The organism is Okeania sp. SIO2B3 (genome assembly GCF_010672525.1).
Lineage (GTDB): Bacteria > Cyanobacteriota > Cyanobacteriia > Cyanobacteriales > Microcoleaceae > Okeania.
The window spans coordinates 40138-54252 of the sequence record NZ_JAAHGH010000043.1; the positions used below are offsets into that span (position 1 = coordinate 40138).

A 14115-nucleotide genomic window follows, 5' to 3' on the forward strand; every position below is an offset into this window, starting at 1 on the left:
CCTAATAATAATCATAAAAAATCAATCTCAACTATTAATAAAGCTTAGTTAAAGCTGCTTCTACTTTTGGAGGTAAACGGCGCATAATTTTGCCTTTTTCTCGGTCAACAGTTACTAACGTTACTTTAGCTGTAACATATAATTCTTGACCATCCAAAGACTGAATTTGGTAATCCCAGTCTAGTTTGACTCCTTCAGTATTTGTCATCCGAGTCCTCACTGCAACTACCATCCCCAACTTTACCGCTTGATGATAACGTACTGAAAGTTCTACCACTGGTAAATCACAACCAAGATTAACCAACTCAGCATACTCAATACCCATAGAACGCAAACTTTCTATTCTTGCCTCCTCCATCCAGGAAATATAAGTTCCATGCCAAACAACACCAGCATAGTCAGTGTGGTGAGGATGAACTCGGACTATATATTCAAACCAAGCATCTGATTTCTGAGTAGATTGATTTTGAATCGCACTTGTGGGTAACTGAGATTGAGATTGTTCTGATGAGGCCACTTTACAAAATTTGCTAAAACGCTACATTTCTCAAAGTTACCATGGGCACGGGAGATTTATGCTAGTTTTAAAGGTTATTATTCGCTGATTGACTCAATTAAAAAATGATAAACAAAATTTTGCTAGCTGTTGCTGGTCGGGGACTATGTGAACAGATGCTCAATATGTTGATAGAAATCCCCTACTTCCAAGTAGCATCTGTGACTGTCTTGCACGTTGTCCCCCCTCAAGCTAGTGCAGAAGGTATGTCTGCTAAATTAGAAGAAGGTGGAAAAATTCTGGCAGAGGCTGTCCAATCTTTAAACATAGATCCAAAAAAAGTCAATCCCCGACTCAAACAAGGAGACCCTAAGGATATTGTTTGTCAAGTGGCTGATGAAGAAGAATCTGAACTAATTATTATGGGTTCCCGGGGCTTAGGCAAACTGCAAGCTATTCTAGAAAATTCAGTTAGTCAATATGTTTTCCAGTTAACTTCTCATCCAATGTTACTGGTGAAAGACGATATCTACGTCAAAAAAATTAGAAATGTGATGGTTGCTTTAGACTCATCAAAAGGAGGAAAAAGTTCTCTACAGTTGGCTATTTCCTTAGTGAATCAAATTCCTGGGGGACAATTAATTTTGAGCCACGTGAAGAAAGACCCCAGTGGAAAATCAATGCAAGATTATACTGCCGATGCAGAAAAAGACCCTGTTGTAGCTGAAGCTGCAGCAGAAGCAAAAAAAATGGGTATTAAATATCGCTGTGTTTCTGCAAGTGGAAAACCTGGTCCTGAAATTTGTAAAATTTCCCAGGATTTGAATGTAGACCTATTGATATTAGGTTCACCAGACCGCCGTCCATCCAGTGCTAAGAATCTTGTGGACCTCGATCGACTATTAGGAAATTCTCTATCGGACTATGTGCGGGTTTATGCCAATTGTCCTGTATTGTTAGCTCGCCAGAGTGCTAGTTAGGGTTTGCCGAAAAAATTGGTTGGTGGGGGTAGGACACGGGGACGGGGAGATGCCGAGATGAGGGGAAGAGGCAACGGTTTCGGCCATTTATATGTGAAGAAATTTTCTTGAATTTCAGCAGAAAATTTCGGTATTTTGAGCCAGATAAGAGCAAGTAACTAGGAGATAAACTGAATATAAAAAGCTCCATTACCTCAGCTATCCTGACTTTTAGCTTTATTCAGCAAGTGCTAATTAGGGTTTACCGATCTAATCTAAAAGCATTGACATATAAAAGGTTGAGCGCATTTTTTAGTTAAAAAAAGTCCAAGCTTAATGGTCGTCATGGTTCAAAAAAGAGCGCATTTTAGGCGTATAGTTGTGCAGAATAATCCCTTGATTATTCTTCCTCCTACCTCCTCTATAATTCCCCGTTCCTCCTGTCTCCTGTCTCCTGTCTCCTGTCTCCTGTCTCCTTCCCTTACCCATAAGACTTTTTCAGCAAACCCTAATTAGACAAAAACAGCAAAGTAGGAGGACAATTTTTTAAATTATGCTCCTACTCTGAATGTGTAAACTGCTAATTTAGCTTTCGTTGTTGCCAGTTTGAATATACAAAATGATTAAGAAAACGGCTGGCACAAATATGAACAAAATGGTTGCCACAAAGCCTAAATCATTAACTGCCATGATTAACCCACCTTGAATTGAAAAAACCACAAGGTTAAGAATACCATTATTTGCTATTTGCGCTTTGGTTTTGTTTTGATAGTTACAGGACCGTTAACCATGGTTTGACAAGCTAATCTATAAGAAGGGGGCTTCTTCTTTAACTTTTGTTCTTCTACTGGAGTGCGGGGTGAAAGATTTTCTAGACCTTCGACAACTTCTACAACACAGGTGCCACATTGTCCATAGCCTCCGCAATTCATCATTTTGCCTGTAAAGGTGTAGAGGTCAACACGGTTTTCTAGAGCCTTGATTCTTAAATTTGCTCCATCAGCAGCAATTATTTCCTGGTTTTCTTGTTCAAATTTGATGTTGGCCATTATGAATTATTAACTTATATTGAGATTGGTAATTCTAAAAAAATGTTAACTAATGTTGAGAAGTTTAATATCATATTCGGTTGAATACTCATAAATAACTTAGCTAGGAGTCAGGAGTCAGTCCTCAGGAGTCAAGAGTCAGTAGGAATATTAAGGATGAGAGTGGGAATTATCTGGGGATATTCCGGCATTTTATGTCTGCATTGAATGGAAGTAGAAAGTTCGTTAATTGTATAGCCTGATCTTATATAAGATGTTCTGTTGGAAGAAAACAGAAGAAAAAGCCACTATAAAACTCAGAGAAAGTAATATTTGGTTGTCCTGCTCGCTAACGTGTAAAGATATATATTTTTTAAAATTTCTGATCACACTCCCAACATTCCCCTCCAGGGAGGCAGGGCTGTTTTAAAGTATTGTAGATTAAGGATGAGCGGGAGAACAGGAGATGAGGGGATAGTGGAACAGTGAAATTTGCCAAAATTTGCCGATTTTGAGAGCCAATAAGCGTCCTTTTTGCTCTGAGAGGATATTGGGTCAATGGCGCCTAAAAGCCTCCATCCCCGTGTCTGGTGTGTCTGGTGTGTCCCCGTGTCTATCGAGAATGAAACAGCCCTACCCTCCACGGTCGGGCCCCGCGGGTGGGTCCCCATACACTCTCTACCATTACTATGCACCACCACCCAATATTTTTCCCTCTTCCTTCTTCCCTCTTCCTTCTTCCCTCTTCCCTCTTCCTTCTTCCTTCTTCCTTCTTCCTTCTTCAAGGAGTATCCGACAAATCTCCACCAGGAAGATTACTAACAGCTCGCTGTAGCTCTGACAAAGAACGGTTATAGTCAATAATTGCAGTTAACAAATTATTCTCTGCTCTGGTCAAGTCTGTCTCAGCATTAATTACTTCTAACTGAGTTCCCACACCTGCTTGAAATCTTAATCGCGCCAAACGTAAAGCCTCTTTAGCTTGTTCCACACCCAATTCTGCTGTAGAAATATTCTCAAAGCTAGCTTCTAAACCAAAAAAGGCTTGTTCAACTTCACGACGAACCTGATTTCTAACTTGCTCGAACCTATTTTCTGCAATATCTTGATCTAAAATACTCTGTCTAGCAGCCGCCCTAGCTGCACCACCATCAAAGAAATTCCATCTAAAGCTGAATCCTACTGTAGTTCCATCGGCCCAACCCCTGGCGGCAAAAGGACTTAAGTTGTCAGTAGTTAACGCCAGCACATTGTAAGTGGCAAAGAAATTTAAGCTTGGCCTGATGGCTGAGAGAGCTAGTTTTCGCTGCTCGTCACTTAAGTCTCTTTGCACTAACTGCTGTTCTAACTCAGCTCGGTTTTGAAAAGCAGACACAATTGTTTCATCTAAAGATAAAGGCCAAGACCCTGCTGGTTCAATTGGGTCAGCAGCCGTTAAATTGATTAACTGACTTATATTCAATCTTTCTACTAAGCGACGTTGGGCAGTACGCTGGTCTCGAAATGCGTTTGTGAGGTTTTGTTGTTCGTTTGACAATGTTACTTGAGCTTGCAGTACATCAAACCTAGTTCCGACTCCAGCTCTTTCTAATGCTTCTGCATCTTCTAAACTTTTTCTAGCGTTAGCCACAGCAGCTTCCCCAATTCTGACTCGTCCATCTGCTTCCTGCAGATCGTAGTATTCGTCAGATACATCAAAGCGCAATTGTTCCGAAACTCTTTCTAACTCTAGTTCTCGGAGGTGCATTTGCTCTCTAGCAATTCCAATTCTAGCAGAACGAGCTTTACCAAGGCCAAGGTCATAGTCAAATCGAAATTCATTGATAAAAGTTGTGGTGGGGAAATTTTGAATATCTGTGTCTATAAATTCTGTACCCCTACTTTCTGCAAGTCGTTGTTGAGCTTTAGCTTGCAAATCACCCTGTGCACTTTCTGTACGTTGTAGGCTTGAGTCAAAAGTTAGGCTGGGCCACAAAGCGGCTTGAGCTTCTCGCATACTTGCTCTGCTTCTTTCTACTTCTAATTGAGCAATTTCTATTTCTGGATTATTGCGTCTGGCTAAGTCAATGGCTTGCTCTAAAGTAATTGGTATGGTTTCTTCTATCTGTACTTCATCAGGGGTAATTGGAAAGTTTAATGGGTTGGAAGATTTTGGTTGAATTTGAGGGGGAGGATTTGTTTGTAAGGTTCCGTCTGGTACTGATGGAGGAAAACTTTCTGTTGTTTGTTGAACAATGATCAAGCCACTATTTCTTGATGAAGGTTTTTGATTTTCTATTCTGGCTAAATTAGGAACAGTATTGCTGCTTGGAGTTTGATTGAGACCTGTGGTTATCTGGGCGGATTTTTTCTGTGTTGAAGTATTGCCAAAAGTAGGTGGGTTAAGAATAGTTGTGGTTGAATTTCGATTATTTCTACCGGGTAATTTTAGGGGATTAGTTAAGCCTAATGCTTGGGTTTCAGTCTGTGCTAAATCATTGACTGTTTCCATTATTGGTGCTCGATTTATGCTTGTCATTACTCGGTAAGAATTTCCTAGGATTGAATTTCTTTCCGATGTTGTTTTGGGATTATTTGTTTCGTTGACAGGATTAACTTCAGTTTCCACCTCATAATTGCCAGACTTTGACTGTAATAAATCTAATAAACTAGAATTTGATTTCTCTAATTCAACCAAATTTTTTGAATCTACATCAACTTTTTCAGCACCTTTACCAGCCAGAGTAATTGACTGTTCAAATTCGGTTTCATTACCAGGATTAATTTCTGCTGCTCTGGGATAATTGCCAGACTTTGACTCTAATAAATCTAATAAACTAGAATTTGATTTCTCTAATTCAACCAAATTTTTAGATTCTACATCAACTTTTTCAGCACCTTTACCAGCCAGAGTAATTGACTGTTCAAATTCGGTTTCATTACCAGGATTAATTTCTGTTGCTCTGGGAGAATTGCCAGACTTTGACTCTAATAAATCTAATAAACTAGAATTTGATTTTCCTAATTCATCCAAATTTTTCGATTCTACATCAGTTTTTTCAGCACCTTTACCAGCCAAAGTAATTGACTGTTGAAACTCTGTTCTATGACCAGGATTGACTTGATTTGCCACCTCAGAATTACTTGATTTGGGCTGTAATAAATCTAATAAACTAGAATTTGATTTTTCTAACTGAGCCAAATTTTTAGATTCTACATCAACTTTTTCAGCACCTTTACCAGTCAGAGTAATTGACTGTTCAAATTCGGTTTCATTACCAGGATTAATTTCCGTTTCCACCTCATAATTGCCAGACTTTGATTGTAATAAATCTAATAAACTAGAATTTGATTTTTCTAACTGAGCCAAATTTTTAGATTCTACATCAACTTTTTCAGCACCTTTACCAGCCAGAGTAATTGACTGTTCAAATTCGGTTTCATTACCAGGATTAATTTCTGTTGCTCTGGGAGAATTGCCAGACTTTGACTCTAATAAATCTAATAAACTAGAATTTGATTTTTCTAACTGAGCCAAATTTTTAGATTCTACATCAACTTTTTCAGCATCTTTACCAGCCAGAGTAATTGACTGTTCAAATTCGGTTTCATTACCAGAATTAATTTCATTTGCCACCTCAGAATTGCCAGAATTTGACTGTAATAAATCCAATAAACTCGAATTTGATTTCTCTAATTCAGCCAAATTTTTCGAGTCTACATTAAAATTTTGATTCTTGTTAGCTGCAAAATTGCGATTAATATTTTGTTTAAATGGTAATTCTGAGGACGAAACATTTTCTCCCTTTCTATGGGACTTTAGTTCTGTCAATAAACTACCTGTATTTTTGTATATATTTTCAATCTTTTTGAAGGAAGAAATAATCTCTTGATTAGGTTTTGACTGAGGTAATTGTTGATTGATATTGACTTCTGAGTGTCTTATTGATGGTACTGTTGTACCTAATGAAGGAGAATAAGAATTTGAATTTAACTTTTCTAATAAACTGCCTTGAGGTCTTAATTGAGTAATATATTCTAAAGAATCAGTATCTGACTTGACTTCTTGAGTTTCTGTTACCTCAATAGATTTTTCTTTGACCTCTTCTGGGTCTAAAATAAAATCTTTAGGAGTATTACCTTGGGAGTGCATAGGTGGTGGGGCCGTAGACCCCTGTCCCGCATTTGAAATAACTACTCCGATCGCTCCTACTACCAATACATTACGAAAAACACTCATGGATTTTTTTATTCGTCTCCAAGTCCAACTGATATTTTAAACTAACAGGTCAACTGCTTTGCCAAAGTCAAAAGTTGAAAATTCAATCAGCGATCGCCCACAGCAGTCAAAATTAGTTCTTCTACTCCTGCCACTGGCCAAATAGGTTTCTTCAGTCGCTCTGCTAATTCTTCTAGGGTCATATCATCCAAAAATAGATTATCTCCTGGTTTGAGCATTACTGAGGGTAAAATAATTCCTTCCCCTAGGTCTCGCCCCTGTAAACCCTCTAGCAAATCTTGGCCTGTTAATAATCCAGTGACGCTAATACTTTGTCCCCAATAGTTGCTTGATAAGGCTACCATATTTACTTCTAATCCTTCAATTTGATTGAGTCGCTCGGCGATCGCTGCAAATGCTTTCTCTACTGCATTTCCTACTACCCAGGTTAATCTTCTCTGGGTGCTCAAGCAAATGTTGCTATCTAAAATTTCTTTGACAGCAGCTTCAAATTGTGATATAAACTGCCGAATTGAACCAACTCCATTGCCAATTTGAGGATAATCTTCATATTCTGAAGCAGGGGGCAAGTCTCGACGGCCAATCAAAAACCATTCGTCAGCTAACCAGATGCAATTAGTCCCAGATGTCTGTCTCAGTTTAGCTTGAATTTCTTGCACTTGGTCTATAACTTCCTCTGCTTTTGCAGTAGTGACGGGAATTAGTTCATCTGAACTAGGGCGAAAGCGAGTTAAACCTACTGGTACAACTGCCACAGATGCTACTGCCGGAATTTCCCCAGTATGAAATTTTGCTAAATCTAATAATGTGCGTTCCAGATGAATACCATCATTAATTCCTGGGCAAACTACAACTTGAGCGTGTATTTGCAGTCGTCGTTCTTGAAACCACTGAATTTGTTCGAGTATTTTACCTGCTCTGGAATTTTTCAGCAGGCGCGATCGCAATTCTGGTTCAGTAGCATGAACAGAAACATAGAGTGGCGAAAGTCGCATTTGCTCTATTCTCTCCCACTCCCGTTGGGGAAGGTTAGTTAAAGTCAGGTATGAACCGTAGAGGAAACTAAGACGATAGTCATCATCTTTTAAATAGAGAGTTTCTCGTTTACCTGGTGGTTGTTGGTCGATGAAGCAAAACGGACAACGGTTATTACATTGAATCAGACCGTCGAACAGAGCGGTAGAAAATTCTAAACCCAAGTCTTCATCGTAATCTTTTTCTATTTCGATGTGGTGAGTTTTGCCTTTAGCATCGATAACCTCTATTTCTAAATATTCGTCAGCACAAATATATTGATAGTCGATCAAGTCTCGTGGTTGTTGTCCGTTGATAGAAGCGATCGCATCTCCTGGTTCAAAACCAATTTCGGCACCAATGGAGTCGGGAATTACTTTAGTTATTAGAGCAGAGCGAATAGAAGTTTTACTCATTTAATATATTTTATAGCAAATAAATTTTTTTATTTTATCATTTATCAAATATATTAGGACTTACCGAAAAATTGGGTTTAAAGCCTCGCCCTTGTAGGGCGACTTTTTATTTGATTTGCAAGTGAATTGGATATATGCTACAGTGTTTTTAGTTGCCGGGGGGCACTCGGAAACTCTAAACGGACGTGGAGGGAAGCATCAGACTACCGCCAAGGAAGCAGCACCCTGTGTTAGCGGCAGCTATGCGAAGCAAAGCGTCAACCCGCCGAAGAGCTATGGCTCAGTAGGAATCCCCGCGCCTTTAGGCCGGGGAGGATGTCAAGTAGTATGACGCATTTTCGTCCGAAGCGACCCACAGGGAAGCCATCTCAAATCCTAGTTTTTCCTAGCTAATGCGTAAGTCCTGATATTTTTATCTACTTAAATATATCAGGACTTACGCAAAGACATTATCAGGACTTACGCAAATTTGCCTTTAAAGCACCATCTGTAGGGGCGAATGGCATTTGCGTTCCGCAGAGCTGCCGAATGGCGCACTAGCTATTTGTAGAGTCCCTGCGTAAGTCCTGACTATAAAATTTTAAGCGATCGCTCTATTTGCCATGCGCTATATATAGTGTCTTTGCGTAATATCATGTCCGGATAATCAGTGATCAAAAAAACTTTCTCCTCTTTATTCTTTCTTCTTCTTTCTTCCCTCCTGTCTCCTGACTCCTGTCTCCTGTCTCCTCAGTCGTTTATTTATAAGTATTCAACCGGACATAATATAAGTCCTGATATAGTGTAGTGACCTAAGTTTGATGGGTGTTGCCCCATCCAACATTGTTGGGAATGCTTGGGTAAAGTCCCTAAAAACCTATCAGAGCGTTGGCATTATTGCAGTGATTGTGGGCAAGAGCTAGATAGGGACTATAACTCACCCACCCCTCTAGCTCCCCTCCTGGGAGGGGATGGGGGTGGATAGGATTGTGATCAACACAGAGGGAGGACATCACCTCTGTTAAAACTGCGGTCAGGGTTTCTCTGGCGCTCAGAATCCCGCGCTGTCTCGTAGAGTAGCGTCGGGAGTATGTCAATTATTGTTTTGTCCTCGTCTTTGTATCTGTTGACGAAACTGCTCTCGTTGTTCTTCAGTTAAAATATTCGCCATTTGCTCGCGAGATGACTGCATAATTTCGCGCATCTGAGTTTTTTGCTCTTCAGAGAGATTTAACTCTTTCATTGCTCTGCGGGGGCGTTGACCTTGTGAAGTTAAAGTTTGGAGCTGTTGCTGCTGTTCGGGAGTCAGAATATTTTGTATTTGAGCTTTGCTTTGCGATCGAATTTCTTCCCATTGAGTTTTTTGTTCAGGAGTCAGATTCAAATTTTTAGGATGGGCATTAACTTTTAAAGGATTAGCAAATAGAATAGTGGCAACGATGCCAAATAATAATAGAGAGAAAGATTGACGTTTCATTAGATTTATTTACAACTCCATGTATGAGGTGTTTACTGTCTTTATCCTACAGGCGATCGCTCATAAACAACTAGAGCTGAAAGTCCTAATTTCATCTAGGACTTTAGTCCTAAGAAGGAAGAAGGAAGAAGGAAGAAGGAAGAAGGAAAAATATTACGTTGTTTGAGTTTTAAGCTTTTGATATTTCCTAACTTTTCCTGCGACTGCTATAATTAAATGGTAAGCATTCCGCAGGAAATGCTTACATTAAATGTGTCCCCAACTTTACTTATTTAGGACTTACGCAGATACGCTATATATAGTACTCATAACTATTGGACAATAGTTACTGGACTCTATACACAGTGTCTTTGCGTAAGTCTTGTTATTTTAAGGTTTTAATAAAATTCCTGATCTTCGGCATCTTACCGAAAAATTGTGGTTTAAAGCCTCCCCTTTTAAGGGGATAATAAGCGGTCGTTTGCGGAGCATGACCTTAGGATGGGATGGCGAGGTCTCGGAGCTATATCCAATCGACCAAGAGAAGAAAAATTTTCATGATTAGTCAATCCTCTTATTTTCAAGGAGAGGTAATTGTTAGTAATTAATTATTAATTATTAATTTTTGAACAATATTATTGCTATATAAACCCTCATAACAGTTGTATAAAAATATCTGGCAAGCAGGGAAAAATAGAACAAAATAACTCGGACAAGAATTTCAAAATTTATGTATATTTTTTTGATTTTTTACAAAATATTTAGAGTGACTATAATTTCATTTCATACAAAAAAAATCATGCTACTGTAATATTATGCTCCTAAACTACTAACTAATACTATTATATATAACTATACAAATAGATATATAACTAAATTAAATTATGAATATTTTTCCAAAAATAACTAAACATCCAATCCGTTTTTTACTCTACTTAGAATGGATTTTGCTGATGATTATTGCCATGAGTGAAACTTTGAATTTTCCTCTCTATGGTGGTCGGCGAAAAATACGACATATTTACACAACAGAAGTTTCCAATTCACTCTCTATTAATCTTTTTCTCCTGCTAATATTTAGCCTGATGGGATTATTTTTACCTATCAATAAATCCCGCTCAAAGAAAATTATTTATACTACTGTCGAAATTGGTTTAATTATTTTAATGTCATTCCTGAGTAATTTGCGTCTATCTCCAATATTATGTATAATTTTGGTAATTCGAGATTGTTTTATCTTTGAAAGAAAACAAAATTTAATTATTAATATATTTGTTTTTTCTTTATTTACATTTCTCCAAATTCAAAGATTACACAAACTGACAAGATTACCATTATTTGCTAGAGAAAGATTTATCTTAGTTCTATTAAGTTCAATAATTTTATTTGGATTGGTAATAGTTTTCTTACAATTATTAGTAAAAGCAATAATGTCAGAACGAAAAAGTCGAGAACAATTAGCAATTGCCAATGAAAAACTACGACAATATGCCCTAAAAATAGAAAACATTGCTGCTCTAGAAGAACGAAATCGGATTGCCAGAGAAATTCACGATTCCCTAGGGCATTATTTAACAGTTTTAAATGTTAGTTTAGAAGCAGCTTGGAAGCTGAGAAAATCAGAACCACAAGAATCAATAGAATTTTTAGCAGATGCTAAACAACTAGGCTCAAAAGCATTAAATGAAGTACGTCAGTCAGTAGCAACTCTACGGTCTAACTGGTGGGAAAATCAATCTTTAGAATCAGCGATCGCTACTTTAATAGCAGATTTTCATAAATCTACTGGTATTTTACCCACAAGCAATATAAATCTCAATTATTCTCCTGAGAATGAATTAAAAATTGCTGTTTATCGTATAGTACAAGAAGCATTAACTAATATTTATAAATATGCCGAAGCAACCACTGTAGAAATTAATATTTTTACCACAAAAAATTTACATTTAATTATTCAAGATAATGGCAAAGGATTTAATTTAAGCCAAAATACTACTGGTTTTGGTTTACAGGGAATGGAAGAACGTGCCTTAGCATTAGGAGGTAAATTCGAGATTCTTACCTCTCCTAATACAGGATGTAAAATAATTGCTAATTTTCCCTTGATTCGTATAAACTAAATGTAAGCATTTCCTGCGGAATGCTGCGCAAACAGCCGTCAGCTATTAGCTATTAATTTATTGCCTTTATATCAGAAATTAGTATTGATATATTTAAGTAAAATTAAAAGTATTGGAAAAAACTGACCTTGACTTTAGAGTGTATATTTATTATTTGTGAAACAGTTAATAGCTGGCCGCAAGCTAGCTGAATGCTTACAACTAAAGGTAGATTTTAATTTTTATGTTATTTGTGGATAAATAGTGTTGAAAAAGGAAGAAAGAAGTAGGTAAAAGTGAATGAGGATACTAAAAATTTGCCGTTCCTCGCCTACAAACCCTAACCAATTGTAGGCACAACGGGTGAAGTTTAGGGTATTAAACTCAGTAAGAGAAAAGATAAAATGTTATGTTATGTCCGTCGATAAAAAAACAGACCCTAACTAAATTTATCTATTCTCCCTGCTCCCAACTCCGGTTTCCCTACTTCGGTCTCCCGACTCCCTATTCCCTTAGATAAAATTGGTATAAATTATGATTAAAGTATTATTAGTAGATGATGAAAACTTAATCCGGCGTGGATTAAAAGCTTTATTAAAGTTAGAAAATTATTTACAAATAGTAGGAGAGGCCGAAAATGGAGAAATGGCAATAAATCAAATAGAAAATCTACAGCCAGATGTAGTTTTAATGGATGTGCGAATGCCAATAATGGATGGAGTAGCAGCAACTAAAGAAATTTGTCAGCGTTTCCCAGAAGTAAAAATATTAATATTAACTACATTTGATGACGATCGATATGTCACTCAAGCATTGAAATATGGAGCAGCAGGATATTTACTAAAAGACACACCCTCAGAAGAATTAGGTCAAGCAATTCAAGCTGTATTTAAAGGTTATACACAACTAGGACCAGGTATAGGTAAAAAAGCTATTTCTCAAATGGCAATTCCTGTTAGTAACCTTTCCCAAAATTGGCAAGAATTAACACCAAGAGAACAAGAAATTTTAAAGTTAATTGCTTCTGGTGCAAATAACCGAGAAATAGCAAAAACTCTCTATATTTCTGAGAAGACTGTCAAAAATCATATCACTAATATTCTCAGGAGGTTAAATTTACGCGATCGCACTCAAGCTGCTATTTTTGCCCATTCAATTTTATAGCAGAAGGAAGAAGGAAGAAAAGAAGAAAGTGTTTGATCGCGAATTCAATGGACATAATATAACCAGGACTTACGCAAATTGACTTTGAAACCACCATTTGTAGGGGCGAATGGTATTGGCGTTCCGCCAAGCTCCGAATGCCACCCTCCCTAAATGTTCTGGTGGTGGTGCATTGTAATGGTCGTGCATCGTCATTATTTTTGTTACGAGGCACAGCAGTGGGAGCATCTTGCTCCCGTGCCAGGTATTCCTTTTTCCTGTATACCATTACTATTGGGACTACCAATGTTCCATCTCAACGCCATTACCAAATCTTTTTCGATCTCCCCATCTCCCCATCTCCCCATCCCCCCATCTCCCCACCCTTCCCACACTTCCCACCCTTCCTCACTCCCCTACTCCATTTGACTGGGAATCAAAATCAAAGACCAATAAGGAACATCCCCTTGCTCAACCTCAGTAATGTCAACAATTCGCTGATTTGATTGAGTTGCCCTTTCAATATAAAGCGCCCTATGCAATAACCCTAAGCGATCAATAACCCTACGGACTTTGGTAAAATGCCTCCCTAATTTGATAATAACCGCTGCATCAACAACAGCAAGGCGATCGCTCAAAGTAATTTCATCCAAAGTAGCGGGGATAATACTCAATACATCATTGCCATAAGTAATTGGCACACCGAGCATAGCAGCACTTGCCATTGTGGAAGAAATTCCTGGTACAATTTCAGTAGGAAACTGTCTGTAAAGTCGCTGAAAAATATACATAAATGAGCCATAAAGCATTGGTTCCCCTTCACACAACACAGCCACATCTGTCCCAATTTTTAGGTGTTCGGCAATCTTTTCAGCAGCTATATCATAATAAGGTTGTGGCGATCGCTTAATATCAAACGGTAAAGACATAGAAATTTCTATCTGGTCGGGACGAATAAAGTCCGAGACGATCGCCCGTGCTAAAGCCTTTCCATTTTCAGAAATAGGGTAAGCAATTACCGGAACAGTAGTCAAAATGCGGTGTGCTTTCAAAGTCAGCAACTCTGGGTCGCCAGGTCCAATGCCTAATCCATACAGTCGTCCTAATTCTGTCATATATAATCCGGTTATATAGTATAGATTTATAATTCTATAATTACAATAGACATCTTCAGAAAAGAGGGAACAGGGAACAGGGAAAAATAATTGACAATTGATGGATAAGAATTGATTTTATTTTGAATTTTAGCAGATATCTAATATTTAATCTCCCCATCTCCCCATCTCCCCATCCCCCCATCTCCCCA

The 14115-nt window shown here is 38.0% G+C and carries 14 protein-coding genes; 5 read left to right on the forward strand and 9 right to left on the reverse strand.

Features of this window, described 5'->3' with window-relative positions:
- Window positions 1-34 precede the first annotated feature (34 nt).
- Complete coding sequence (locus F6K15_RS23055; RefSeq protein WP_293064853.1) at window positions 35-517, reverse strand: thioesterase family protein; 483 nt, start codon at window positions 515-517, stop codon at window positions 35-37.
- Window positions 518-621: 104 nt separating this feature from the next.
- Here F6K15_RS23055 and F6K15_RS23060 point away from each other — a divergent pair, with 104 nt between their 5' ends.
- Complete coding sequence (locus F6K15_RS23060) at window positions 622-1476, forward strand: universal stress protein (RefSeq protein WP_293064856.1); 855 nt, start codon at window positions 622-624, stop codon at window positions 1474-1476.
- Window positions 1477-2040: 564 nt separating this feature from the next.
- Here the strand turns inward: F6K15_RS23060 and psbM are convergent.
- The 4 genes from psbM to F6K15_RS23080 form a co-directional block, all read right to left on the reverse strand.
- On the reverse strand, window positions 2041-2145 hold the full coding sequence (gene psbM / locus F6K15_RS23065) for a photosystem II reaction center protein PsbM (RefSeq protein ID WP_124147322.1): 105 nt from the start codon (window positions 2143-2145) through the stop codon (window positions 2041-2043).
- A 53-nt stretch (window positions 2146-2198) separates the two neighbouring features.
- Window positions 2199-2504 carry a 2Fe-2S iron-sulfur cluster-binding protein gene (locus F6K15_RS23070; protein ID WP_293064860.1) on the reverse strand — a complete coding sequence of 102 codons (306 nt, stop codon included), beginning with the start codon at window positions 2502-2504 and terminating at the stop codon, window positions 2199-2201.
- A 760-nt stretch (window positions 2505-3264) separates the two neighbouring features.
- Entirely contained in the window at window positions 3265-6702 is a 3438-nt protein-coding gene (locus tag F6K15_RS23075; RefSeq protein WP_293064862.1) for a TolC family protein, read from the reverse strand.
- A gap of 86 nt (window positions 6703-6788) precedes the next feature.
- Entirely contained in the window at window positions 6789-8132 is a 1344-nt protein-coding gene (locus tag F6K15_RS23080) for a TIGR03279 family radical SAM protein (protein WP_293064865.1), read from the reverse strand.
- An 814-nt stretch (window positions 8133-8946) separates the two neighbouring features.
- Between F6K15_RS23080 and F6K15_RS23085 the strand changes: the two genes are divergently transcribed.
- Window positions 8947-9096: a zinc ribbon domain-containing protein gene (locus tag F6K15_RS23085; protein ID WP_293064888.1), complete on the forward strand. Its 150-nt coding sequence runs from the start codon at window positions 8947-8949 to the stop codon at window positions 9094-9096.
- 108 nt (window positions 9097-9204) lie between these two features.
- Here the strand turns inward: F6K15_RS23085 and F6K15_RS23090 are convergent, their stop codons facing one another.
- Window positions 9205-9588 (reverse strand): Spy/CpxP family protein refolding chaperone, encoded by a 384-nt coding sequence (locus tag F6K15_RS23090; RefSeq protein ID WP_293064868.1) that lies wholly within the window; start codon window positions 9586-9588, stop codon window positions 9205-9207.
- A 19-nt stretch (window positions 9589-9607) separates the two neighbouring features.
- On the opposite strand from F6K15_RS23090, the gene F6K15_RS23095 reads away from it, so the two are divergent.
- The 3 genes from F6K15_RS23095 (at window position 9608) to F6K15_RS23105 (ending at window position 12830) form a co-directional block, all read left to right on the forward strand.
- Window positions 9608-9754 carry a hypothetical protein gene (locus tag F6K15_RS23095; protein WP_293064870.1) on the forward strand — a complete coding sequence of 49 codons (147 nt, stop codon included), beginning with the start codon at window positions 9608-9610 and terminating at the stop codon, window positions 9752-9754.
- Window positions 9755-10451: 697 nt separating this feature from the next.
- Window positions 10452-11687, forward strand: a complete 1236-nt coding sequence (locus F6K15_RS23100; RefSeq protein WP_293064873.1) for a sensor histidine kinase — start codon at window positions 10452-10454, stop codon at window positions 11685-11687.
- A gap of 513 nt (window positions 11688-12200) precedes the next feature.
- Window positions 12201-12830, forward strand: coding sequence for a response regulator transcription factor (locus F6K15_RS23105; protein ID WP_293064876.1), 630 nt, complete (start codon window positions 12201-12203; stop codon window positions 12828-12830).
- 69 nt (window positions 12831-12899) lie between these two features.
- Here F6K15_RS23105 and F6K15_RS23110 read toward each other — a convergent pair whose 3' ends face one another.
- The 3 genes from F6K15_RS23110 to cobI are packed head-to-tail and all read right to left on the reverse strand — an operon-like array spanning window position 12900 to window position 13924.
- Complete coding sequence (locus F6K15_RS23110; RefSeq protein WP_293064879.1) at window positions 12900-13025, reverse strand: hypothetical protein; 126 nt, start codon at window positions 13023-13025, stop codon at window positions 12900-12902.
- Window positions 13026-13033: 8 nt separating this feature from the next.
- Window positions 13034-13204, reverse strand: a complete 171-nt coding sequence (locus F6K15_RS23115) for a hypothetical protein (RefSeq protein WP_293064881.1) — start codon at window positions 13202-13204, stop codon at window positions 13034-13036.
- Window positions 13205-13225: 21 nt separating this feature from the next.
- Window positions 13226-13924, reverse strand: a complete 699-nt coding sequence (gene cobI / locus F6K15_RS23120) for a precorrin-2 C(20)-methyltransferase (RefSeq protein ID WP_293064883.1) — start codon at window positions 13922-13924, stop codon at window positions 13226-13228.
- Window positions 13925-14115: the final 191 nt, after the last annotated feature.

Excerpts from the sequence above, each read along its gene's own strand:
- F6K15_RS23060 (WP_293064856.1), top strand. The coding sequence starts at position 622 with ATGATAAACAAAATTTTGCTAGCTGTTGCTGGTCGGGGACTATGTGAA.
- psbM (WP_124147322.1), bottom strand. The coding sequence starts at position 2,145 with ATGGCAGTTAATGATTTAGGCTTTGTGGCAACCATTTTGTTCATATTT.
- F6K15_RS23070 (WP_293064860.1), bottom strand. The coding sequence starts at position 2,504 with ATGGCCAACATCAAATTTGAACAAGAAAACCAGGAAATAATTGCTGCT.
- F6K15_RS23075 (WP_293064862.1), bottom strand. The coding sequence starts at position 6,702 with ATGAGTGTTTTTCGTAATGTATTGGTAGTAGGAGCGATCGGAGTAGTT.
- F6K15_RS23080 (WP_293064865.1), bottom strand. The coding sequence starts at position 8,132 with ATGAGTAAAACTTCTATTCGCTCTGCTCTAATAACTAAAGTAATTCCC.
- F6K15_RS23090 (WP_293064868.1), bottom strand. The coding sequence starts at position 9,588 with ATGAAACGTCAATCTTTCTCTCTATTATTATTTGGCATCGTTGCCACT.
- F6K15_RS23095 (WP_293064870.1), top strand. The coding sequence starts at position 9,608 with ATGTATGAGGTGTTTACTGTCTTTATCCTACAGGCGATCGCTCATAAA.
- F6K15_RS23100 (WP_293064873.1), top strand. The coding sequence starts at position 10,452 with ATGAATATTTTTCCAAAAATAACTAAACATCCAATCCGTTTTTTACTC.
- F6K15_RS23105 (WP_293064876.1), top strand. The coding sequence starts at position 12,201 with ATGATTAAAGTATTATTAGTAGATGATGAAAACTTAATCCGGCGTGGA.
- F6K15_RS23110 (WP_293064879.1), bottom strand. The coding sequence starts at position 13,025 with ATGACGATGCACGACCATTACAATGCACCACCACCAGAACATTTAGGG.
- cobI (WP_293064883.1), bottom strand. The coding sequence starts at position 13,924 with ATGACAGAATTAGGACGACTGTATGGATTAGGCATTGGACCTGGCGAC.